The sequence below is a fragment of the Kitasatospora sp. NPDC049258 genome (assembly GCF_040678895.1).
GTDB lineage: Bacteria > Actinomycetota > Actinomycetes > Streptomycetales > Streptomycetaceae > Kitasatospora.
The window spans coordinates 20,231-42,974 of sequence record NZ_JBFAQT010000009.1; the positions used below are offsets into that span (position 1 = coordinate 20,231).

The 22,744-nt window shown below is 75.4% G+C and carries 15 protein-coding genes; 4 read left to right on the forward strand and 11 right to left on the reverse strand.

The features are described 5' to 3' along the window. Window positions 1-32: 32 nt before the first annotated feature. From AB0K43_RS10355 to AB0K43_RS10385, 7 genes are all read right to left on the reverse strand, one after another. Window positions 33-803, reverse strand: a complete 771-nt coding sequence (locus AB0K43_RS10355; protein ID WP_363637927.1) for a formyltransferase family protein — start codon at window positions 801-803, stop codon at window positions 33-35. Further along, window positions 800-3,937: a non-ribosomal peptide synthetase gene (locus tag AB0K43_RS10360; RefSeq protein ID WP_363637929.1), complete on the reverse strand. Its 3,138-nt coding sequence runs from the start codon at window positions 3,935-3,937 to the stop codon at window positions 800-802. Before AB0K43_RS10360 ends, AB0K43_RS10355 begins: the two co-directional genes overlap by 4 nt. A 29-nt stretch (window positions 3,938-3,966) precedes the next feature. Then, complete coding sequence (locus AB0K43_RS10365) at window positions 3,967-4,998, reverse strand: NAD-dependent epimerase/dehydratase family protein (protein WP_363637931.1); 1,032 nt, start codon at window positions 4,996-4,998, stop codon at window positions 3,967-3,969. An 8-nt stretch (window positions 4,999-5,006) separates the two neighbouring features. Beyond that, window positions 5,007-6,950, reverse strand: a complete 1,944-nt coding sequence (locus tag AB0K43_RS10370) for a fatty acid CoA ligase family protein (protein WP_363637933.1) — start codon at window positions 6,948-6,950, stop codon at window positions 5,007-5,009. A 4-nt stretch (window positions 6,951-6,954) separates the two neighbouring features. After that, entirely contained in the window at window positions 6,955-7,872 is a 918-nt protein-coding gene (locus AB0K43_RS10375; RefSeq protein ID WP_363637935.1) for a hypothetical protein, read from the reverse strand. A gap of 3 nt (window positions 7,873-7,875) precedes the next feature. Further along, window positions 7,876-8,937, reverse strand: coding sequence for a 3-oxoacyl-[acyl-carrier-protein] synthase III C-terminal domain-containing protein (locus AB0K43_RS10380; protein ID WP_363637937.1), 1,062 nt, complete (start codon window positions 8,935-8,937; stop codon window positions 7,876-7,878). 285 nt (window positions 8,938-9,222) lie between these two features. Continuing rightward, window positions 9,223-10,062, reverse strand: a complete 840-nt coding sequence (locus AB0K43_RS10385) for a hypothetical protein (protein WP_363637939.1) — start codon at window positions 10,060-10,062, stop codon at window positions 9,223-9,225. Between the two features lie 162 nt (window positions 10,063-10,224). Here AB0K43_RS10385 and AB0K43_RS10390 point away from each other — a divergent pair, with 162 nt between their 5' ends. Then, complete coding sequence (locus AB0K43_RS10390; protein ID WP_363637941.1) at window positions 10,225-10,836, forward strand: response regulator transcription factor; 612 nt, start codon at window positions 10,225-10,227, stop codon at window positions 10,834-10,836. A gap of 150 nt (window positions 10,837-10,986) precedes the next feature. Here AB0K43_RS10390 and rph read toward each other — a convergent pair whose 3' ends face one another. The 3 genes from rph to AB0K43_RS10405 all read right to left on the reverse strand — a co-directional run bounded on the left by rph (window position 10,987) and on the right by AB0K43_RS10405 (window position 16,485). Then, entirely contained in the window at window positions 10,987-13,584 is a 2,598-nt protein-coding gene (rph, locus tag AB0K43_RS10395; protein ID WP_363637943.1) for a rifamycin-inactivating phosphotransferase, read from the reverse strand. 71 nt (window positions 13,585-13,655) lie between these two features. Further along, window positions 13,656-15,800, reverse strand: coding sequence for an RNA polymerase recycling motor ATPase HelR (helR, locus tag AB0K43_RS10400; RefSeq protein WP_363638186.1), 2,145 nt, complete (start codon window positions 15,798-15,800; stop codon window positions 13,656-13,658). Window positions 15,801-15,972: 172 nt separating this feature from the next. After that, window positions 15,973-16,485, reverse strand: coding sequence for a DinB family protein (locus AB0K43_RS10405; protein WP_363637945.1), 513 nt, complete (start codon window positions 16,483-16,485; stop codon window positions 15,973-15,975). 335 nt (window positions 16,486-16,820) lie between these two features. On the opposite strand from AB0K43_RS10405, the gene AB0K43_RS10410 reads away from it, so the two are divergent. Genes AB0K43_RS10410 through AB0K43_RS10420 form a run of 3 tightly spaced genes read left to right on the forward strand, consistent with a single transcriptional unit; the run spans window position 16,821 to window position 21,571 of the window. Beyond that, window positions 16,821-18,194 carry an ATP-grasp domain-containing protein gene (locus AB0K43_RS10410; protein ID WP_363637947.1) on the forward strand — a complete coding sequence of 458 codons (1,374 nt, stop codon included), beginning with the start codon at window positions 16,821-16,823 and terminating at the stop codon, window positions 18,192-18,194. After that, window positions 18,191-20,260, forward strand: coding sequence for a PEP/pyruvate-binding domain-containing protein (locus AB0K43_RS10415; protein WP_363637949.1), 2,070 nt, complete (start codon window positions 18,191-18,193; stop codon window positions 20,258-20,260). Before AB0K43_RS10410 ends, AB0K43_RS10415 begins: the two co-directional genes overlap by 4 nt. Window positions 20,261-20,296: 36 nt before the next feature. After that, the gene (locus AB0K43_RS10420; RefSeq protein ID WP_363637951.1) at window positions 20,297-21,571 is read left to right on the forward strand and encodes an MFS transporter; all 1,275 of its coding nucleotides are present in this window, start codon (window positions 20,297-20,299) and stop codon (window positions 21,569-21,571) included. Here AB0K43_RS10420 and AB0K43_RS10425 read toward each other — a convergent pair. Next, the gene (locus AB0K43_RS10425; RefSeq protein ID WP_363637953.1) at window positions 21,562-22,638 is read right to left on the reverse strand and encodes a PAS domain-containing protein; all 1,077 of its coding nucleotides are present in this window, start codon (window positions 22,636-22,638) and stop codon (window positions 21,562-21,564) included. The genes AB0K43_RS10420 and AB0K43_RS10425 overlap by 10 nt on opposite strands. Between the last annotated feature and the right edge of the window lie 106 nt (window positions 22,639-22,744).

The following is a 22,744-nucleotide window of genomic DNA, read 5'->3' on the forward strand; positions in this document are numbered from 1 at the left end:
GGCCACGAGCGTAGGGCTAAGTTACCCGCGGGTCACTCACTTGTGAGAACTTTCGTCAATAGTCCGAAACCGGATCCCGAGCCGGTCGCCGACCCGGCTGCCGAGCCGGTCGCGGAGCCGGCCCGCCCGGCGCGCAGCGCCTCGACCAGCTCCGGTACGAACGGCGCGGCCACCCCCAGGTCGGTCGCCCGGGAGTAGGCGGGATGCCCGGCGTACGAGGGCAGCTCGCGCAGCGCCCGCAGGCCGTAGTAGCCGGCGCCGGCCGGTACGCGGGCGGCCGGCGGCGCCAGGGCGAGCCCGGCGGCCACCCGGTCCAGCGTCTGCTGGAAGAGCCGGTGGCAGCTCTGCACCCCGCGCAGCAGCACCTGGTGGTAGCGGGCCTCGGCACCGACCGGGAACGGCAGCTCCGCCAGCACCCGGCCGGTGTCCACGCCCGCGTCGACCTCGTGCAGCGTGGCGCCGTACTCCCGGTCGCCGCGCAGCAGGGCGAAGGCCACCGCGGCCGAGGGCAGCCCGCGGTGCTGCGGCAGCAGGCCGTTGTGGATGTTGAGGATCCGCAGACCGGCCGAGAGCAGCGGCTCGCGGAAGATCATCCGATTGTTGACCGACCAGACCAGGCCGTCCGAGCAGCGCGCGATCAGCTCCCCGGCCAGCGCGTTGACGTCCGTGCCGACCAGATGCCGTACCTCGGCCGTCGGCGGGTCGGCGGGGTCGTCCGAGACGACCAGATCCACCCGGTGGCCCGCACGGAGGGCGTGGCCGACGGCCCGGCCGAGCAGGGCGCCGCGTCCGACGAAGATCATGCCGTGCTCCCCGTGCTCCCGGCCGTCCGGCCGCCCGGCCCGGCTCCGCGCCGGGCCCGGTCCACCGCCTCGGCGACCCGGGTGAGGGTCAACGCGGCCAGCACGCCGTCGAGATCGGCGGTGAAAGCGTCGGCCGCGGCCGGCACCAGCAGTTCCTCGGCGACCGTGGAGAGCATCTCCAGCACGGCCAGCGAGTCGCCGCCGAGCTCCTGGAAGTCCGATTCGGCATCGATCAGCCGCCGGTCCACCCCGAGCGTGCGGGCCCACACCTCGGCCACCCGCTCGACCAGGGCGTCCGTCGGTGTCGCGGTGGCGGGCGCCGCCGGGGCGGTGTCGGCCGGCTCCCGGGGGCCGAAGGGGTCGGGCAGGGCCGCCAGGTCCGTCTTGCCGGACACCGTCCGGGGGAACTCGGCGACCGGCAGGACCACGGCGGGCACCAGATGGGCCGGAAGCTGCTCGCCGAGCCGGGCGCGCAGCGCCGCGCCCAGCGCGTCCCCTGCCTCGGTACCGGCCGGATCGGTGGTCAGCACGTACGCGCACAGCGCGGGCCCGCCGCCGGGGCGGGTGCGGACGGTCACCGCGGCGGCCCGCACCTCCGGGTGGCCCTCCAGCGCGGCGCGCACCTCGGCGGGTTCGATCCGGTGCCCGGCGAGCTTCAGCTGCTCGTCGTTGCGACCCGCGAACTCCAGCGCGCCACCGGGCAGTCGGCGGCCGAGGTCGCCGGTGCGGTAGCGGCGGACGCCGTCGGCGCCGACCGGGAACGCCTGCGCGTCCAGATCCGGCCGGCCCCGGTAGCCACGGGCCAGCTGGACCCCGGAGAGCAGGATCTCGCCGACCGCGCCCGCCCGCTCCGGCCCGACCGGCTCGCCCTCGGCGTCGACCAGTTCGACCCCGACGGTCGGCGCGGGATGGCCGATCGGGACGACCGCCCCCGTCCCGGTGCCGTCGAGCACGTGCGCCAGGCACCCGACGGTCGCCTCGGTCGGCCCGTAGGCGTTGACCAGCCGGGCATCCGGCCCGAGCCGGCGCCCGGCCCGCTCGGCGGCGGTCCGGGTGAACTGCTCCCCGCCGACCAGCAGGGTGCGCAGCCCCGAGAGGTCCAGGTCGTAGGCCTCGGCCAGCTGCAGGTGGGTGGGCGTCACGGCGAGGGTGTCCGCCCGGTGGCGCGCCAGCAGCTCGCGCAGCGCCGGCCGGGTCGGGCCGCCCGGCACCAGCACGGTCGTCCCGCCGTGCAGCGCCGGGACGAACAGCGGGAAGCAGGAGATGTCGAAGGCGAACGAGGACAGGAAGGCGAACCTGGTCCGCTCGTCCACCCGGCAGAGCTCGGCCGCCCAGCGTACGAAGGCGAGCAGCGCCCGGTGTTCGATCTGCACGCCCTTGGGCCGGCCGGTGGAGCCCGAGGTGTAGATGACGTAGGCGAGCCGGCCGGGGTCGGGCTCGGGCAGCGGCACGGCGTCCGCCGGCGCGTCGGGGACGTCCTCGACGGCCAGTACGGGGCCCGGCGCGAGGCCGGCCGCCCGGGCGAGCGAGGACCGCTCGGTGAGGCAGGCGACGGCGCCGGACTCGCGGAGCACCTCGGCGATCCGGGCATCCGGCTGGTGCGGGTCCAGCGGCAGGTAGGCGGCGCCCGCCTTGAGGATGCCCCACAGCCCCGCCACCCCGGCCGGGGACCGCTCCACCAGCAGAGCGACCACCTGCTCGGGCCCGACCCCACGCCGGATCAGCTCCGCCGCGACGGCGTCCGAGCGGCGGTCCAGCGCGGCGTAGCCGACCGGGCCGGCCGGCCCGTCGAGCGCGGGGGCCGCCGGGGTCCGGGCCGCCTGCCGCCGGAGTACCCCGACCACCGTGGTCGGATCGGCGGGGAGCGCGCCGGTGCGGCGCCGGGCGCCGGTGCCGACCTGCCCGGTCACGGCCGCGACCAGCTGCTCCATCAGGTCGTCCGCCCGCTCGGCCAGCCCGGGGCCGCCCTGGAAGCCGACGGTCAGCTCGGTGTGCCCGGGCAGTTCGACCGCCACGCAGGACACCGGCACCAGGGGCGCGTGCACCGGGAGGGCGTAGACCGAGCGCGCGGTGAAGGCGCCGGCCGAGCAGTCCGCCGGGCCGATCCGGCCCAGATGGGAGACCACCGCCGAGGCCAGGTGCCGGTCGCGCCGGCGCGCCACGGCCCCGCCCGCCCGCAGCAGTGCGGCGGCGGCCGGCAGCGGCAGCCGGGCCAGCGCCGACTCGAAGCCGGCGGCCAGCTCCCGGCGCTCCGCCAAGGCGCCCAGCAGCTGCGCCTGGGCGCCCTGCCAGCCCTCGCCCGCGGCCAGGTCGAGGAAGATCGGCAGGGTCAGGTTGCCGGTGTTGGACGAGCCGCCGCGGTGGCGGCGCAGGTCCACCGGCACCATCACCCGGGCCTGCGGCGCACCGGTGGCGTCGGCCACCGCCCGGGCCAGCCGCGCGGTCAGCGAGCGGTGCCGGCCCGGCAGCGTACGCCGCCGCCACAGCGCGGTCGGCCCGGGCGCGGCCGCCGGTGCGGGCGGCGCGGGTGCGAGGGCCGGCCCCAACGGCGACGGCTGGTCGAGCAGCAGCGCGGGCCGGCGGCCGCGGGCGCCGAGCCCGGCCAGCAGGTCGGTGTCGGTCAGCGGGGAGCGGGCCGGCCGGGGCGCCTCACCGCGCAGGGCGCGGAAGACCTCGCCCATCCACAGCTGCGCGCCGTGCCCGTCCATCACGCCGTGGAAGGCGCGGAAGACGAGCGCGGTGCGCCCGCCCGGCGGGCCGGGCAGGAGCAGCAGCTCGCATCCGGGCCCTTCGGCCAGGTCCAGCGGGGCCTCCAACAGGGCGGTGCCGAGGCGGAGTTCGCCGTCCGGTCCGCTGTCGGGCGGGGCCACCCGCAGACGCGGCGGGCGGCCCGAGTCGATCCAGCTGCGGCCCTGGCGGATCAGCCGGGAGCCGGGGCAGGCCCGGGCGGCGGTGGCCAGCGCCGCCCTGAGCCCGGCCGGGTCGGGGGCGCCGTCGCCCTCCACCACCAGCTGGAGCACCATGGCGCTGCCGAGCCGGTGCGCGCCGAGGTAGAGCCACTCGGTGGCCGAGACCGGGCGCCGGAACGCGGGCTCGCCCGCCGGGGTGGAGGCGGTGTGGTCGTGCGGAGTCATCACTGTCTTCCAGGGTCGGTGCGGGGTCGTCAGTGCGGCGGCCGGGCGAAGGCCGGGCCGCCGTCGATCGACCGGGCCCAGTCGAGCAGCCCTCGCAGGCCGCTCTCCTGGTCCGTCACGGGCCGGTAGCCGAAGTCCCGTTCGGCCGCCGCGGTGCTGTACGTCGCGGAGCGGGTGAGCAGCGCCATCGAGTACCGGCTGAGCGGTGGCTCGCGGTGGTCGGCCAGCGCCGGCACCCGCCAGAGCAGCTCCACCGCCGCCACCAGCGCGTTCAGGATTGGCGGCGGCAGCCGGCGGGTCGGCGGCGTGCCGCCGAACAGGCCGGCCAGCCGGCCGAGGAAGGCCCACAGGTCGGTCTGCTCCCGGTCGGTGACGAAGTACGGCCTGCCGCCCACCCGTTCGGCCGGCGCGGTGGAGGCCAGCAGGGTGGCCGCGACCGCGTTGTCGCAGTGGCACAGCGAGACCAGGACCGGCCGGCCGCCGGACAGGTCCGGCAGGCGGCCCGCCACCATCCGGCCCACCAGCCGGGGCAGGAAGCCGGCGTGGTCGCGGGGCCCCCAGATGCCGCGCGGGCGCAGCGCGAGGGTGGTGAACCCGGGCCCGTTGGCGGCCAGCACCAGCTGCTCGGCGGCGGCCTTGGTCTCGGAGTAGAGGTTCAGCCAGCGCTCCGGGTAGGGGATCGTCTCGTCGATCCCCAGCCGGTCGCCGTCGGCCGGGCCCATCAGCGCGCTGGGGCTGCTGATGAACACGAACCGGCCGCTGCCGGCGGAGCGCGCGGCCGCCAGCAGCCGGGCGGTGCCCTCGACGTTCTCCGCGGTGAACCGGGCCCGGCCGCCGAAGTCGACCACCCGGGCGGCGCTGTGCTGCACCACGTCCACCCCGTCGACCGCGCGCCGCAGCGAGTCGCCGTCGCCGAGGTCGCCGAAGGCCAGTTCCAGTCCGGGCACCGTCCGCAGCCGGGTCAGGTCGCTGGTCGGCCGGACCAGGGCGCGGACCTGGTGCCCGGCCCGGAGCGCGCCGTCCACCAGGTGGCCGCCGAGGAACCCGGACGCCCCGGTCACCAGGATCCTCACCGGCCGGCCCCCGCCCCGGCCGCGGCGGGCAGCAGGCGCCACCAGGTCGCGCCGTACAGCAGGGTGAGCGCGGCGGTGGCCGCCGCACCGCGCCCGGCGGCCCGGCCCCGGGGCAGCGCCGCGGGGATCTGGACGGCGTGCACGACGATGCTCAGGAAGGCGTCGACCCACCAGAGCGCGACCAGCGCCGGCTGGTCGACCGGGTGCAGCAGCCCGGCGGCCAGGTAGGCCCAGCCGGCCAGCGGGACGGCGCGCAGGGCCCCGGCCCGGGCCGGGCCCGGCCCGGCCAGGCGTCCGGCGGCCCAGCGGGCCAGCCGCTCGCGGCCGATCTTGGCGTTGTGCCGGATGTCCACCGGGAAGGCCGGATGCCGCAGGAACTCCTCCAGGCCCGCGGTCGGCGGCTGCGCGGCGCCGAGCGCCCGCAGCTCGGGCAGCAGCCGGGCCCACTGCGCGTCCGTGACCCCGGGCTCGGTCTCCACGCACACCACCGGACGCTGGGCGCCCGGTGCGCCGACCCCGACCAGGGCGGTGCGGCGCACCAGCGGATGCGCGTTGAAGACGCCCTCGCAGCGGACGGTGTGCAGGTCGCCCCCGGCGGTGCGGACCCGCTGGCTGCGCCGCCCGCAGAACCACAGCCGGCCCTGCTCGTCGAGCCGGCCGAGGTCGCCGGTGCGGTGCCAGGACGGCCCGGCGCCGTCGGCGATCCGGTGCGCGGCGTCCGCGGCGGGGGAGGCGTGGTAGCGCGGGCTGACGGACTCCCCGCGGACCACGATCTCGCCGATCTCGCCGGCCGGTGCCGGGAGTCCGTCGTGCCAGTGCGGCAGCGGGCCGTCGGTGACCCGGACGATCCGGACCTCGGTGCCGGGCACCGGGCGGCCGACGCAGGTGCCGGCACCCAGCGGTGCCAGGCCGGCGGTCTGCGCCAGGATCTCGGCGGACTCGATCGAGGTGATCGGCAGCGCCTCGGTGGCGCCGTACGTGACGTGGATCGCCGCCTTCTCGTCCAGCACCCGGCGCAGCGTGGCGACCACCTCCGGCGGCACGGGGGCGCCGCCGGACACCACGCAGCGCAGGTCCGGCAGCGCGGCCGGATGCTCCGTCAGATGGTCGCCGAGGCGCCGCAGCAGTGCGGGGGAGGCGAACATCGTGGAGGTGCGGTACTCGCGCATCACGGCCACCAGCCGGGCCGGGTCGGCCGCGCCGACCCGGGCGGGCGCGAGGGGCGCCAGCACCAGGGTGGAGCCGTAGAGCAGGTCGAGCATCCCGTAGAGCGGCAGCGTGACCAGGGAGACCTCGTCGCGGTCGCGGTCGTGGGCGGCCCGCACCGCCCGGGCCATCGCGGCCGCGGACCGGTGGGTGTACTCGACGCCCTTGGCGGGGCCGGTGGAGCCGGTGGTGAACCCGATCATCATCAGGTCCTCGCCGCGGACGGGCGCGGGCGGTGCCTGGTCGGCCCGTCCGCGGGTGCGCAGCGCGGTCAGGGTGTGGCCGCCCCAGGCGTACCGCCGGCCGAGCGTCACCGGCACCTTGACCGCGGCGAACGCGCGCCGGCCGAGCACCCGGACGGCGTGCGCGACCGGCGGCCCGACGAACGCCTCGGCGCCCACCGCGCGGTAGCAGTGCAGCATCCGCCGCACGCCCATGCCGGGGTCGACCACGACGGGCACGGCGCCGTTGCGCAGCAGGGCGAAGAGCAGCACGAAGAGGTCCGGGCCGGGCGGTGCCATCAGCACCGTCCTGGTGCCGTGCCCGATCCCGATGCCGGCCAGCGCGTCCGCCAGCCGGACCACGTCCTGCCAGAGCTCGCCGTAGCTGAGCTCGGTGTGCCGGTCGCCCACGGGGTGGATCAGCGCGGTCTTGGCGGGGAACGCCAGCGCGTTGCGCTCCAGCTGGTCGGCGAGGCCGGGGCCGCCGGTGAGCAGGTCGGTGGCGGTGGTCACCGGGTCACCGGTCCAGGGGGCGGTAGGAGACGCACGCGGCGCTCGGGCCGGCGCCCGCCGCGACGAACAGCAGCTGGTCCACGCCCGCCGGCAGCCCCTCGGCCACGGCCTCGAGGTAGCCCAGGATCGGGGCGGCGGTGTGCGGCAGCCCTGCGCCGGGGCCGGGCGCGTCGGGGGCCAGGGCGGCGCTCGCCGGCAGGCCCAGCCGGGCGGCGAGGCGCTGGGCGAAGTCCGCGGTCGGCCGGGAGGTGACCAGCAGGGTGCGGTCCAGGTCCAGCCCTTCGGCGCGGGCGTACTCGGCGGCGGTGGCCGCCGCGAGGTCGAGCAGCTGGTCGGCGAAGCCGGCCTCGCGCCGCACGGTGATCATCGAGCGGCCGCCCGCGCGCATCCCGGCCGTCGGCAGGTAGCCGGCGACGGCGGAGGGCTCGGTGGAGCCGGCCGTGCGGACCGGGCCGAAGCCGCCCTCGGCGCCCGCCGAGCGCTCCAGCAGCAGGGCGGCACCGAGGTCGGCGTACGGGTAGTGCGGGTCGAGTGCGGCCCGGCCGCCCGGGTGGACGTCCGCGGCGGTGATCAGGACCCGCTCGGTGCTGCCGGTGGCCAGCATGGCCTGGGCGACCTGGACGGCGTTCAGCACGCCGCAGGCGCCGTTCATCAGATCGAAGGAGAAGGCCGCGCCGGGCACCGGGTCGGCCAGGTAGTCGAGGTTGATCCCGGCCTCCTTCTGCACCAGGGCGGCGACGGCGGGCTCGAAGGTGTTGTGCTCGCGGTACACGCCGACGTTGATCAGCAGGCCGACGGCGTCCGGCGACAGCCGGGCCTCGGCCAGGCACTCCCGGGAGGCCCGGCCGGCGAGCAGGACGGCGGCGGCCGGCCCGTCCGCCGGTGCGGCGACGGTGGCGGCGGCCGTGATGACGGTCGTCATCGCTCAGACCCCCAGGTTGGTGATGGTCGCGGACAGTGCGCCGGTGACGACACCGGAGGCGGCCGGCACCAGCAGGTACCGGGCGCCGCGGCGGGCCGTGCCGGCCTTCAGGTGGCGGTGCAGCACCAGGAAGTGCGAGGTGGACGCGGTGTTGCCGAACTCCTCGACCACGGACAGCGATTCGGGCATCGGGGTGGCGAACTCGCGCTCCCCGGTGCGGTTCACGTAGTCGACGAACCGGGTGCCGACCTGGTGCTGGACCACGTAGTCGAACCCCTCGTCGGTGAAGCTCCGCCCCAGCTTGGCGAGTTGGTCGCCGTGGAAGGCCGGCCACAGGCGCAGCCGGTCCTCCTTGTGCATCTGCTTGTTGTCGGTGTAGAGGGCGATGCCCTCGGTCCGGTCGCTGGGCATGCCCAGGCACAGGTGGGAGTACTCGGAGCAGGTCATCAGGTCCACGTAGTGGATCCGGTCGGCCTCGTCGACCGCGCGGTCCAGCACCACGGCCACCGCGGAGTCGCCGACCGACAGGGAGGCGAACTGCGGGTCGTAGGAGTCGGATATCTCGCGGGCGGCGGTCTCGGCCACCCGGGTGGCCTGCTCCCCGCTGACCACCAGGCCGTTGCGGACGATGCCCGCGCGGATCAGACGGTCCAGCAACTGGACGCCGGTCATCATGCCGGCGCAGGCGTTGGAGACGTCGAAGTGGATCGCCCGGTGGGCGCCGAGCTCCTTGGCCAGCAGGCCCGCGAAGGAGGGCTCGAAGTAGAAGTCGTCGCCGTCCCGGTAGCGGGTGATCGAGGCCGAGACCACCAGGTCCAGGTCGCCCGCGTCGTACCGGGAGTGGTCGAGCGCGTCCCGGGCGGCCTTCAGCGCCAGCCCGTAGGAGTCCTCGCCGGCCGTCGGCCGCTTGTCGTACACCCGGCGCCGGGACACCCCGGTGATCCGCTCCAGGTCCACGTCCGGTGCCCCGGTCACGGTGGCGACCAGGTCGGGCGTACCGAGAATCGTAGGTGGCAGGTACGCGCCAAGGGCCTCGAAACGACTGCCCCGTGCGTCGGAGGTCATCTTTCCTCTTTCATGTACTCGTCGGCCGGCGGGCAACCCGCTCGCGCCGGACCGGTGGACGGCCTCGAACCGGGCCCGTGCGACACCTGGTCCGGCTCCATGGCGGAGCCGTCGGCGGACGGGGCCCTACGGCCGGTCATCTGGTCACAACTGCACGTTACCTGACAGTATGTTGCCGATGTGTAACCGATGGTGATTCGTGACGATCATCACGCGCGGCAGTCACCGTCGACTGACGGTCGGTCACCGACCTTGCGCGGCGCCGCCGGTGGGGGAGAAAGGGCGCTACGGACGCTCGAAGAGCTGGACCGCACCGCCGACCGAGAAGCACAGCGCGCCGAGCAGGGTGCCCCAGTCGGCGATGGAGACGTTGACCAGGCTGCCGGTCTCGGGGCGGGTGAAGGCGGCCAGCGCGGAGACCAGGAAGAGCACCGAACCGAGCTGGTTGACCGCCACGATCCACCAGCCGAGGCTGCGCGCGTGCAGGCACGGCCGACCGTGGCAGACCTCGACCACCGCGAGGTGCCCGGAGACCAGGAACAGCAGGCAGCCCACCAGGTCGGGCGCCCAGATCAGCCGGTTCACCTGCTGGGCGGTGAGCCCCTGGAGGAACGAGTCCAGCAGGTTGACGCCGAACACCAGCGTGCCGAGGAACAGCACGAAGGTGCTCAACCAGTCGATCCGCACCGGCTCGTAGCTCCACCACCGCCAGCCGGCCGAGACCAGCGCACCGGAGCCGGCCGCCCGCCGGGGCGCGTTGATCGCCTGGAGCAGCGAGACGTAGCCGCCGAGATTGAAGCACAGGCCCCCGGCGAAGTAGACCGAGGCGATCGTCGTCGGGCCGGCCGAGCCGAACTGGGCGATCCCGGCGCCGAGCGCGAACAGCGCGCCACCGATCATGAACGCCACCGCGGCCACCGCGTTCAGCCGGGCCAGCCGGCGCAGCACCACCCGGTCCGCGCTCCGCGGCGAGCGCTCCGCCCCGCCCTCGGCCCGCACCCTGAGCGCCCCGCGCTTGCGAGCCAGCCGGGATTCCCAGACCGCCGCGCCACCCTCCGCGAGCCGCCAGGTGACCCTGGTGACGAACGGTCCGGCGCCTTCCGCACGCTCCTCGGGTCGCTGCACGGGCCGAGCCTAGCCCCGCCGGCGGGGCATTCCCGGGTACGAAACGTGGCACCGGGCGGCGGTGGGGCAACCGGCCGGCGGGCCGGCGGGCCCGCGCGCTCCGGGTGCCGGACGGGGCCGCAGGGCGAAGACTGGAGGAGCCGCCCACGCCGAGGTCCACCCATGTGTTCCGATCCGAGACGTGTCGCCGTCGTCGGCGACTGCCCGCTGCTACGGCGCGGCCTGGCCCAGGTGGTCGAGTCGGCCGCGGACCTGGAGCTCACCGTGACCACCCGGTCGGTCGAGGAGGCCGGCGGCCGGCTGGAGAGCGGCGACGTGGTGCTGCTGGACCTGGCGTCGCCGACCTCCGAGCTCGCGGCGACGGTGCACCGGCTGGCCGGGCAGGGCCTGGCCGTGCTGGTGCTGTGCTCGGCCGGCCGGGCCGACATCCTGCCGCTGATGGAGGCCGGCGCCCGCGGGTGCCTGAGCCGGCAGGCCGGTGAGCCGGAGCTGCTGGCGGCGGTGGGGCTGCTCGCCGCCGGGTGCGAGTACGTCTCCGCGGCGCTCGCCGTCCGGCCCTGGTCGCAGGCCGCCTGCCGGGTCACCGACCGCGAACGCCAGATCCTGGAACTGCTCGCCGCCGGGGAGACCGACCACGGCATCGCCCAGCGGCTCGGGATCAGCGAGCACACCGTGCACTCGCACCTGGACCGGCTCCGCGACAAGATCGGCTCCCGCCGCCGCGCCGACCTCACCCGCTTCGCCATCGCGAACGACATCGCCCCCAGCTCCTAGACGCCCGTCGGCCATGAGCTCGACCGCCGTGGGGCCCGGGGTGCGACCCGCGCGAGGTGCACCGGGCCGCGCCGGGCATCATCGAGGAGTTCCTCGGGCTCGCGCTGCGGCGAGCCCCGAACGCCGCCGCCGGCTCCCGGGCGCGGTCGGTCAGGGCAGGATCTCGACGTACCCGTCGGTCCCGTGCACCCGGATCCGCCGGCCGTCCTGGATCAGCCGGGTGGCCTGTGCCACGCCCACGACGGCCGGCAGGCCGTACTCCCGGGCGATCACCGAGCCGTGGGTCATCAGGCCGCCCACCTCCGTCACCAGGCCCGCGATCCCGACGAACAGCGGCGACCAGCTGGGGTCGGTGTGGGCCGTCACCAGGATGTCGCCCGCCTCGAGATCGGCCTGCGCCATGTCGAGGATGACGCGGGCCCTGCCCTCGATCGTCCCGGCGGAGACCGCCAGGCCGATCAGGGCACCGGCCGGCACATCGTCGCGCCGGTACGCCCCGGCGACGGCCTCACCGTCCGAGGTGAGCACCCGGGGCGGGGTGAGCGCCTGGTACGACCGGAACGCGTCCTTGCGCCGCCGGATGAGCCGGCCGTCCACCCGGTTCGTTCGCACGAGGTCGTGGAACTCCTGGAAGGTGAGGTGGAAGACGTCCTCCCGGTCGGCGAGCACGCCGGCCCGCACGAGACGCTCGGCCTCCGCCAGCAGGGCCTGCTTGTAGACGAAGGAGCGGCTGACGATGCCGTACTTCGGGTACTCGCGGTAGCCGGCGAAGCTCCGGACCTGGTCGATCATCCGCTTGGCCCGGTCGGCCTTGCGCTCCCCGTCCGGCAGGGCGCGCAACCGTGCCAGCACGTCCTGTTCCTTCTCCCACGCCGCCTGCCGCCCGTGCTCGAAGCGCCGCCCGGCGGCGCCCGGCTCGAAGTTCCGGACGTTGTCGAGGATCACGGGCACCAGGGTGCTGGGGCGCTCGCGCCAACGCGGCCTGGTGATGTCGATCTCGCCGACGCAGCGCATGCCGTACCGGTCGAGGTAGGCCTCGATGGCGTCGCGCGCCTCGGTGCCGCCCGGGAGCTTCGCCAGCTGGTCCAGGAAGCCGTCGTCCTCGACGCCCCGCAGGAACGCCACCACCTCCGGGTGCGGGCGGATCACGTCCGCGACGTCGAGCAGCGCCAGCCCCATCTGGGAGGTGACGTTGTCGGGGGCGGACAGCGTGAGCGTGTCGGCCGCGTTCTTCTCGCCCAGCCACTCCAGCAGCTGGTCGTTCAGCCACCAGGTGGCCTCCATCCCCGCCATGATCGCCCGCAGGTTCAGCGGATCCGCGAGGAGTCGCTTGTGCTCCTCGAAGGCCTCCAGCAGGAAGTCGAACAGCGCCGGCCCGGTCTTCGCCCCGATGTCGCGCCGCAGCGCGGCGAGGGACTCCCGGCTGCGCCCGATCAGCTCGGTGACGATGGCCGGATCGGCCTCGACCGGGTCCGACGGGGCGGGCGGCGGGCCACCGGGAGCCGTGTCCGGGAGCGGCGGGAGGAAGTCGCCGCGGTCGAGGACGGTCTCCAGGGCGTCCCTGACCAGCGGATCGCCTCGCCCCATGAGCTCCAGGAGGCCGGCCCGGCTCGCGGGCGAGGCCAGCCGCCCGGAGACGTCGACGAACAGCCTCCCGCCGGCCTCGTGCATCGGCACCATGGCCGTCAGCTGCCACATGGAGAGCCCCAGGGGCTTCATCGGATCGGTCATCATCTGCTGATGGCCGACGGAGACGTAGAGGTGATCCGCCCCGTCGGCGGCCTCGGGGACGGGGAACAGCGTGGTGATCGGCCGGCTCTGGACGATCCGGAACTCGTCGTCCACCAGGCACCATTCGATGTCCTGCGGGCGGCCGAAGTGCGCCTCGATCCGCCGCCCGAGCTGCACGAGCCGCACCGCCTGCGCATCCGTCAAGGCCGGCTGCTCCCGCCGGTGCGGCTCGATCGCCACTTCCTGCGTACCGCCACCCGGTACGGCGTGCACGGCGCGCTGTTTGACGGCCACCGTCCTGGCGACGACCTCGCCGCCCCGCACCGTGAAGACGTCCGGGTTGACCAGGCCGGAGACCAGGGCCTCGCCGAGGCCGAAGCCGGCGTCCACGGTGGCGATCTTCCGGTTGCCCGTGACCGGGTCGGCGGTGAACAGGACGCCGGCCGCCCGCGGGAGGACCATCCGCTGCACCACCACGGCCATCCGGACCGTACGGTGATCGATGCCGTTGCGCCGCCGGTACACGATGGCCCGCTCGGTGAACAGCGAGGCCCAGCACCGGCCGATGTGCCGCAGGACCGCCGTCGGCCCCACGACGTTCAGGTACGTGTCCTGCTGGCCGGCGAAGGAGGCCGTCGGCAGGTCCTCCGCCGTCGCGCTGGATCGGACGGCGTAGCCGCCCTGCTCGCCGAGCCGGGCGAGTGCGCGGGTGATCGCCGCCGCCAGGTCGTCCGGGACGGCGACCTCCTCGATGCTCCGGCGGATCCGCGCGCCGAGCGTGCGGATCGCCTCCCGGTCGTCCGGGTGCACGCGCGCCAGCCGGTCGAGCTGCTCGTCGAGCGCCGGAGCCTCGGCCATGATCCGCCGGAAGGCGTCCGTCGTCACGCAGAAGCCCGCCGGCACCCGGACGCCGTCGATCCGGGACAGCGCGCCCAGGTGCGCGCCCTTGCCGCCGACCCTCACGACCTGCGTCTCGTCGACCTCTTGAAGACCCACCACATACCGCTGCTCGATCATCGCGCCACCTCCGGGGCGTTCGTTCTGCGTCGTACCACTGTCGGCCCTCCGGTCGGGCTGCTCGGCCGGGGTCACGGGGTGGTCAGGACGACCAGCTGCCGGGTCGCCCGGGTCATCGCGACGTAGCGGTCGACCGCTCCTTCGATACCCTCGCCGAAGGTCTCCGGGTCGATCAGGACGACCAGGTCGAATTCGAGCCCCTTCGACAACTCCGGTGTCAGCGACCGGATCCGGTCGGTCGCCGGGTATGCGGGAGCGCCGATGACGCAGGCGATCCCGTCGGCGTGCGCTGCGAGCCAGTCGCCGAGGATCGCGTCCAGCTCCGAGGCGGATCCGTGCCGGACGGGGACGCCGCTGCGGCGGATGGAGGTCGGCACGTTGGCGTCCGGCAGCGCGGCCCGGATCACCGGCTCGGCCTGCGCCATGACCTCCCCGGGCGTCCGGTAGTTGATGCTCAGTGAGGCCAGCTCGATCCGGTCCAGCCCGACCCGCTCCAGTCGCTCCTGCCACGACTCGGTGAACCCGTGCCTGGCCTGGGCGCGGTCGCCGACGATGGTGAAGCTCCGGGACGGGCAGCGGAGCAGCAGCATCCGCCACTCGGCGTCGGTCAGTTCCTGGGCCTCGTCCACGACGATGTGCGCGAACGGTCCGGCGAGCCGGTCGGGGTCGGCGTCGGCCAGGGCGGTCCCGTCGACCAGGCTCCCCTGCAGGTCGTGTCCGCGCAGCATGGTCACCGCGCCCTCGCCGTCCTCGTCCGCCTGGAGGATGTGGTCGATGACCTCGGCCATCCGCGCGCGTTCGGCGGCGACCGCGGCGGCGTTGCGACGCTTGCGCCGTGCTGCCTTTGGGTCGCCGAGCCGCTGCCGGGCGGCGTCCAGCAGCGGCAGGTCGGACACCGTCCAGGCCTGGGCCCGCGCGCGCTGGAGCCGCAGCACCGCATCGCGGTCGAGCCAGGGCGCGCACCTGCGCAGGTAGGCGGGCACCGACCACAGGTCCCCGACGAGATCGGTCGCTTCGAGCATCGGCCAGGCGCGGTGGAGGGTACCGATCAGCTCCCGGTTCTGCAGCAGCGACCGCCGGAGCTGATCGGGCGGGGCCTCGCCGTCGTCCTGGTCCATCAGGATGGTGATCAGCTCCTCCAGGACCTGCTCGCGCGCCTCGTTGTGCGCGGCGCCCGGTTCCGCGGCGTCGAAGGCCGCGGCCCAGTCCTCGGGGCTCAGACGGAGGTCGGACCAGTGGGTCTCGACGGTCATGCCCTCGGTCGGTGGCTCCTCGTACAGCCTGACCGCCGGTTCGATCGCCTGCACCATCGCCGCGGACGACTTCAGCCGAGCCACCTCCGGGTCGGTCTCCGCCGCTGCGCCGGCGCCCTCCGCGACGAGGTCGCGCACGGTGCAGGTCTGCACGCCCTCCTCGCCGAGGCCGGGGAGGACGTCGGCGACGTAGGCCAGGTAGGGCTGGTGCGGGCCGACGAACAGCACGCCGCCCCGACGGTGGCCGAGGCGGGGGTCGGAGTGCAGCAGGTAGGCGGCGCGGTGCAGCGCGACCACGGTCTTCCCGGTGCCCGGCCCGCCGTCGACCACGAGGGCGCCGCGGGAGCCCGCGCGGATGATGGCGTCCTGGTCGGCCTGGATGGTGCCGAGCACGTCACGCATCCGGGCCGAGCGGGCGCCGCCCAGGCTGGCGATGAAGGCGGACTGGTCGTCGAGCGCGGCGTGCCCCTCGAACCCCTCCGCGGTGAACACCTCGTCCCAGTAGTCGCCGATCCGGCCAGCTGTCCAGCGGTACCTGCGGCGGCTGGCCAGGCCCATCGGGTGGGCGTGGGTGGCGGCGAAGAACGGCTCGGCCGCGGGGGAGCGCCAGTCGACCAGCAGCCGGCGGCCCGCGCTGTCGGTGAGGCCGAGCCGGCCGATGTACAGCGGCTCGGGGGTGTCCGCGGCGACGATCCGCCCCAGGCACAGGTCCAGGCCGAAGCGGCGCAGGGCACGCAGACGACCGGTCAGCCGGTGGATCTCCGCGTCCCGGTCCATCGCCGCCCGGCCGGCGCCGCCGGGCGCCCGGCGGGTGGCATCGAGGCTCTCGGACAGCTCGGCGATCGTCCGGTCGAGGCTCTCGGCGACGGCCGCGAAATGCCGTTCGTCCCCGGCGATCAGCCCCGGGTCGGCCTTGGCGGCGAGGCGCTCGGGCAGGTCGAACGCGCTGGTCGACGGATGCACATGCACCACGTGGCTCACTCATTTCGGCAGGTTCCGGCGTCGGCCGACGATCCTGCCGCAGGTAGGGGGCCTTGCCGCAAGCCCCCCGGTGCGCTATACCTTGAGAGTGGCGAGAGGTGGATGTTCCCTCTCGCCTTCGTCGTTCCCGGCTGCGCCCGGTGGCCCGGGTGCGTCAGTAGTAGCCCGTCGAGCCGTCCAGGAGCTCGCGGACGGCGTCGGCGTGGCCGGCGTGCCGGGCGGTCTCCTCGATCATGTGGAGCAGCATCCAGCGCAGGGTCGCCTTGCCGGCCGCGTAGTCCGGGTGGCGGCCCACGTCGTCCAGTGCGGCGGCGGCGATGATCTCGTCCGAGACGGCGCACTGCTGGGTGTACTCCGCCAGGAGGCCGGCCAGCGGGCGGCCCTCCACCTGCATGTCGGCGTCGTCCGGCCCCTCGAACTGCGGCCCGACGGCCGGGCGGCCGAGCAGCATGACCTCGAACCAGCAGTGCTCCACCCAGCGCATGTGGGAGACCAGGCCGGCCATCGTCATCAGCGGCGAGCCCGGCAGGACGGCGCGGTGCGCGTCCTGCTCCGACAGGCCCTCGCACTTCCAGTGGATGATCGCGCGCTGGAGGTCGAGCCAGCCGAGCAACTGGGTCCGCTCGTCGGCGTCGTAGGCCGGGCGGCTGCGGGGAGGCGGTGTCATGCACGCGACCGTACCGCAGCCGATCCGGGCCGCACGCGGTATTTCCGCCGCCCGCCACGGGCCCGGGTACGCCACGACGATCCGCGCCGGCAGAACCCCTGCAGCACCGTCGGCCCCACCGGTGAACGGGGTCAACTCCCGGGCGCCCCGCAAGTCCCCGCCTCGGACGGTTGTTTGGCGTACGCCAAAGTGCGCAGCGGCCCACCCGGGCGTTTCGTCACCCTCCGTCGTGGTTCGGTTGCTCAGGTCGGTACCTGACGGTCTGTCGGTTCCGTCCGGTGCCACCCAGCCGAATCCACGGGCCCGTCCGGGCCTGCCCGACGCCGAGGAGCGATATGAGCGCGATCCTGTTCGTCCATGCCAGGGGCGGGCCGCCCCTGGAGTACGCGCTGCCCAAGATGGCCGCGCACGCCGAGGTCCACGTCCTGGCGCTGGCCCCGATGCCGGAGGTCGGCGCCGAGACCTGGCGGCCGCACTGCGCCTCGGTCACCGAGGCCGAGCCGGCGGACGGCGCGGCCCTGGTCGACCTGATCGCCGCGCAGGCCGGGCTGGTCGCGGCCGAGGCGGTGCTGACCTTCTCGGAGTACGCGGTGGTGGCGGTCGCGCTGGCCTGCCGCCGGCTCGGCCTGGCCGGCGCGGGGGAGCGGGTGGCCGCGGCCCGCGACAAGCGCCTGATGCGGCGGATCTGGCGGGACGCCGGGGTGCCCGTCCCCGGCTTCGCCGAGATCCACCGGGCCGCCGACATCGACGAGGCCTTCGACCGGCTGACCCCGCCGCTGCTGCTCAAAGCGGCCTGGAGCGCCGGCTCCACCGCCCACCTCACGGTGCACGACCGCCGGCAGGCGGCCCGGGCCTGGCGGCTCGGTCGCGCCGTGATGGCGGCCTCCGCGGAGGAGGGCTACGCCGAGCTGCACTCCACCGGCGCCGGGGTGAGCGACTTCCTGCTGGAGGAGATCGTCACCGCCGGCACCCGGGGCTGGTTCACCGGGCCCGGCTGGGGCGACTACGTCAGCGTCGAGGGCATCGTGGCCGACGGCGTCTACCACCCGCTGTGCATCACCGGCCGGCTGCCGACCGTGCCGCCCTTCACCGAACGGGCCTCGATCGCCCCGGTCGAGCTGCCCGAGCCCTTGCAACGCCGGATCGAGCAGGCCTCCCGGGCCGCGGTCGACGCCCTGGGCCTGGACACCTGCGCCACCCACACCGAGCTCAAGCTCGCCCCCGGCGGCGAGGGCACCTGGCTGATCGAGACCGCGGCCCGCTTCGGCGGCGTGCTGACCACCCGGCAGGCCGAGGAGGTGTTCGGCCTCGACATGATCGGGATGCTGACCCGCCAGCTGCTCGGACGGCCCGTCACCTACCCGCCCCGGATGCTCACCGAGGGCCTGCGGGCGGCCGGTTCGCTGGTGATCCTGGCGGTGGACCAGGCCGGCGAGCCGTGGACCGAACACCCGCGCTGGGACTTCGACGCGGTCGACTGGTCCGAACTGCTCACCCCCGGCTCCACGATCGAGCCGGTGCACGAGCGCAGCCTCCCGCCCGGCACCCCGGTGCCCGCCTACCGGGAGGCCGAGGGCGCCAACACCATGGCGGCGCTGTGCTTCCTGACCGCCGAGTCCGCGCCCGCCCTGCTGGCGGACTGCGCCCGGATCGTCGACGCCCTCCCCAAGGCCCTGACCGCCCACCTCATCACAGGAGCAGACCGGTGAACGCGCACCCCGGCACCGACCTCGGCACCGACCTCGGCACCGACCTCGGCACCGACCCCGGCACCGACCTCGGCACCGACCCCGCGGCCACCGGCGCCCCGGACGGCGCGGTGATCGGCGCCCGCCTCACCCTGCCGCTGTTCGAGCGGCTCTGCGGGATGCTCGGCGGCCACCCGTACGTGAAGGTCGTGGTGGACCGGCAGCAGGGCGAGTGGCACCTCCTGGACAGCGCCGTCCACCCCTTCCACGTCGACTACATCGCCACCCGGATCACCGGCCTCACCCTGGCGGAGCTCGACGCCGACCTGGACGGCTTCAACCACGGCGTCTACCACGACCCGGACCGCCGCTTCCTGCTCGGCGTGCTCTCGCTGCACGCCGGCGGCCCGGCGGCCGAGCGCCCGCAGCCGTTCATGGTGCTGGAGACCACCGAGGCCGACACCATGGGCGCCGACCTGCTCACCGAGTTCCACCGCTTCGTCCGCGAGCACCTGGACCACGCGCTGGCCCTGCTGACCAAGCCGGCCAACCACACCCAGGAGCACGCCCTCGCCGCCGTGCCGGCCGCCGTCGTGCCCCGCACCAGCGGGGACGAGCTGTTCGCCGCCCGGCCGTTCGTCCCGCTCACGCTCGGCTGCGCCGTCGGCCGGCTCCGCGCCTTCGCCGGGCCCGAGGAGTACCGGGCCGCCCGGTCCGAGCTCGAGTGGTACGACATCGTGGCGATGCCGGTCGTCCCCGAGGACATCCCGCGGCTGGCCGGGCTGCTCAACGACCGGCCCACCACCCCGCTGTCGCACACCAACATGCTGGCGGCCGGCTGGGGGATACCCAACGCCGTCCGGCGCGAGGTGCTCGACCGGATCGCCGCGGACGGCCTGGACGGCTGCTGGGTGCGCTACGAGGTGACCGCCGACGACGCCACCCTCGAACGGGTCGAGGAGCCCACCGACCTCACCCGCCCCGGCTGGCACACCCAGCGGATCCGGATCGAGGCCCCCCGGGTGGAGGACGTGCCGATCGTGCCGCTCTGCGAGCTGCGCGCCGCCGACCGCCGCGGCTACGGCACCAAGGCCGCCAACCTCGGCGAACTGCACCACGTGCTGCGCCACGGCTCGGCCCGGCTGACCGGCTACTACGCGGTGCCCCGGCCGCCGCGCCCCGACCTGCTGGGCCACCTGGCGGGCCGGCTGGCGGCGCCGGACGGCGCCGACCTGGTCGAGGCCGCGGGCGAGTTCCTGGCCCGGCACGTCAGCGCGCCGGAGGGGATCGCGGTGCCGTTCGCCTTCCAGCAGCGCTTCCTGGACTCCTCCCGGGCCGTCCAGCAGGGCATCGGGAAGCTGAAGATGGCGCTGGAGCTCGGCGCGATGGACGCCGTCGACCCGGTCTGCGTCCAGCTCCAGCAGCTGGTGGCGGCCACCCCGGTGCCCGAGGACCTGGTGCGCGCGCTGGACGCCCACGTGGTGCGCCACCTGGCCGGCGCCGACCGCCTCGCGGTGCGCTCCTCCTCCAACGCCGAGGACCTGCCGGGCTTCTCCGCCGCGGGAGTCTACGAGTCGCACACCAAGGTCACCGACCTGCCCGGGCTGCTCGACGCGATCCGGCAGGTCTGGGCCTCGCTGCTCTCGCCGCGCAGCGTCCGGCTGCGCCACGAGGCCGGCATTGCCCTGGACGACACCTTCATGGGCGTGATCGTCCAGCGGTACGAGCCGTCCCCGCTCGGCGGGGTGATGGTGACCTGCAACCCCACCAACCGGGCCGACTTCCGCAACGTCTACCTCAACTGCGCGCTCGGCTCGGCCGAAGCGGTGGTCGACGGCACCGCGCTGCCCCTGCAGTACCTCTACAACACCGTGGAGGGCGGCGGCCGGACCGTCTCGCTCGGCGCCGCCGAGCAGGACCTCGACCGGGAGACCAGGGCGCAGCTCGGCCGGCTCGCGCTGGCCGGACGGCTGCTGCAGTCGCACTTCGCCACCGACTACACCTTCGCGGCGCCGCTCGACATCGAGTGGCTGCTCGCCCCCGGCGGGCGGGTGCACCTGCTGCAACTGCGGCCGTACAACGGCTGACCGCGCCCCGCCACCCGCCCACACCGACGAGGAACCATGCCGCCGTCCCTGCTCGCCCGCGCTCCCCGCGCCCTCCCCGCCCCGCCCCCGGTCCGCCGCGTGATCCGGCTGAACAACGGCTTCCAGCTGCTGTTCAACCTGCTCTGGTGGCTGCCGGTCTTCTACCAGTACCAGCGCCAGGCCGGTCTGACGGATAATCAGATCTTCGGCATCCAGAGCGTCTACTACGTGGCCTTCTGCCTGCTGGAGATCCCCACCGGCTTCGTCGCCGACCGGATCGGCCGCCGTCGCTGCCTGCAACTGGGGGCCGCGGTGATGACCGCCGCCAACCTGCTGCCGGTGGCGCTGCCCTCCGCCACCGGCTTCCTGCTGCACTTCCTGGCGATCGCGGCGGCCCGCTCGCTGGTGTCCGGCGCCTCCAGCGCGTACCTCTACGACTACCTGCACGCCGAGGGCGCGGGCGCGCACTACGTGCAGGCGGAGGGCACCGCGCGGGCGTTCGGGCTCTGGGCGAAGATCGCCTGCTGGCCGCTGGTGGGGGTGCTGATGGGCATCCAGCACCAGGCGCCCTACCTGCTGACGGCGGCCTGCACGCTCGGCTCCCTGGCCTGCGCCACCGCGCTGCCGGCGCTGCCCGAGGCGCCCGCCGGTGCGGCCCGGCCGGGCGGGGAGCGGCCGGCCGGGGGCTACCTGGACTCCGCCCGCCACGCGCTGGCGGTGCTGCGCGGCTCCCGGGCGCTCGGGCCGCTGATGGTGCAGGGCGTGGCGATCTTCACCCTGGCCCGGATCTGCCAGGTCAACCTGTTCCAGCCGCTGCTGCTCGCCAAGGCGGTGCCACTGGCGGACCACGGTGCGGTGCTGTCCGCGATGACGGTGGCCGAGGCGGTCGGCTCCGCCCGGCCGGGCTGGGTGCGGGCCCGGATGTCCGACACCGCCGCGGTGACGCTGCTGAGCGTGGTGATGGCACTGTCGCTGGCCGCCACCAGCCTGTCCGGCGCGATGGCGACGGTCGGCTGGCTGTGCGTCTTCGCCGCCGCCACCGGCCTCGCCTACCCCGTCCAGCGGAACCTGATCAACGCGGCCATCCCGCCCACCCCGTACCGGGCGACCCTGCTGTCGCTGGAGTCGATCATCGACCGCGGGGTCTGCGCGCTGGTGGCGCTCGCCGTCGGCGGGTACCTGGCGGCGGGCCGGCTGGACGCGCTGCTGGTGCACGCCGCGCTCGGCACCGGGGTGCTGCTGGCCGTGGTCGCCCTCGCCCTGCGCAGGGTGCGGCGCGCCGCCGCCCGGCCGGCCGCCGATCAGCAGTGAAGGACGCCGGAGGTCGCCCGGGGCGGCCAGGCGGTGGCGTCCAGGATCCCCAGCGCGTAGGCACGGGCCACCATCTCCGGGCGCGAGGCCGCCTGCAGCAGCTCCCGCAGCCGGCGCAGGTGGTAGTCCAGTGCCTGCCGGGAGAGGCCGAGCAGGGTCGCCATGCCGCTGTTCGGCTCGCCGCCGGCCATCAGGGTCAGCACCCTCAGCTGGAGCGGGCTGACCCGGACCGCCCTCGGGCTCGGCGCACCCAGCGGGGTCAGCACCGCCACCACCCGCTCGGTGACCCCCTGGGCGCGGACGGCCGCGAGATCGGCCCGCAGCAGCCGGCCGCCGCCGCCCGCCACCCGTAAGCGCACCAGCGCGCTGCCGCGCGAGGTCCGGCCGGCGAGCAGGTCCCGCATCTGGCGGGCGGGCGGCGCCGGGTCGGTGGACGGGTCCAGGTGGTCGAGCGCGGCCGAGCCCTCCAGCGCGCCGCGGGAGGTGCCGAGCAGCTGCGCGGCCCCGCCGCTGACGCGTTCCACCAGGCCGCCCGGGGTCAGGGTGACCACCGCCAGCCCGGTCCGCTCGCGCAGCGCGTGCATCTCCTCGTCGACGGCCGCCTTCTCCTCCACCGCGCGGGTGTGGCTGGTGACGTCGGAGTAGATGCCGCCGACGCAGGGGCCGCTGCTGCTGTCCAGGACGAACCGGTGGCCGACCACCTGGCCCGGGGTGCCGTCGGGGTGGCGGAAGTCCAGGGTGTGCCGGACCGGCCGGCGGGAGGCCAGCACGTCCTGGTCCAGGGCCAGGAACTGGGCCGCGTCGGCCGGCCGGTCGATCTCCTCCACCCGCCGGCCGGCCACCGCCTGCGGCTCCAGCTGGTAGAGGTGCGCGTAGGCCGCGTTGACCCACAGGTAGCGGCCCTCGCCGTCCCGCACGAAGGCCGGCGCCGGTGCGTACGCCGCCAGGGTGGCGAACCACCGCTGCGCCTGCGGATCGCCGCCCGCGCCGGGCTGACCGTCCGTCATCTCCGGGCGCCCGCCCGGCCGGTCGGAGGCCGCCTGCCCCGGCCGCCAGCCACTGTCCATCCGCGTGCTCCTCCGTCCGCCGCAGGCCGGTCCCGCTCCGGGGGGCCCGCCAATGATCATGGACGAGACGCCGGCCGCACCGGCGACCGGGGGTGGTGAGGTGCCC

Coding starts and splice junctions, on each gene's coding strand:
- AB0K43_RS10355 (WP_363637927.1), bottom strand. CDS start 803: ATGATCTTCGTCGGACGCGGCGCCCTGCTCGGCCGGGCCGTCGGCCAC.
- AB0K43_RS10360 (WP_363637929.1), bottom strand. CDS start 3,937: ATGACTCCGCACGACCACACCGCCTCCACCCCGGCGGGCGAGCCCGCG.
- AB0K43_RS10375 (WP_363637935.1), bottom strand. CDS start 7,872: ATGACGACCGTCATCACGGCCGCCGCCACCGTCGCCGCACCGGCGGAC.
- AB0K43_RS10380 (WP_363637937.1), bottom strand. CDS start 8,937: ATGACCTCCGACGCACGGGGCAGTCGTTTCGAGGCCCTTGGCGCGTAC.
- AB0K43_RS10390 (WP_363637941.1), top strand. CDS start 10,225: ATGTGTTCCGATCCGAGACGTGTCGCCGTCGTCGGCGACTGCCCGCTG.
- rph (WP_363637943.1), bottom strand. CDS start 13,584: ATGATCGAGCAGCGGTATGTGGTGGGTCTTCAAGAGGTCGACGAGACG.
- AB0K43_RS10405 (WP_363637945.1), bottom strand. CDS start 16,485: ATGACACCGCCTCCCCGCAGCCGCCCGGCCTACGACGCCGACGAGCGG.
- AB0K43_RS10410 (WP_363637947.1), top strand. CDS start 16,821: ATGAGCGCGATCCTGTTCGTCCATGCCAGGGGCGGGCCGCCCCTGGAG.
- AB0K43_RS10420 (WP_363637951.1), top strand. CDS start 20,297: ATGCCGCCGTCCCTGCTCGCCCGCGCTCCCCGCGCCCTCCCCGCCCCG.
- AB0K43_RS10425 (WP_363637953.1), bottom strand. CDS start 22,638: ATGGACAGTGGCTGGCGGCCGGGGCAGGCGGCCTCCGACCGGCCGGGC.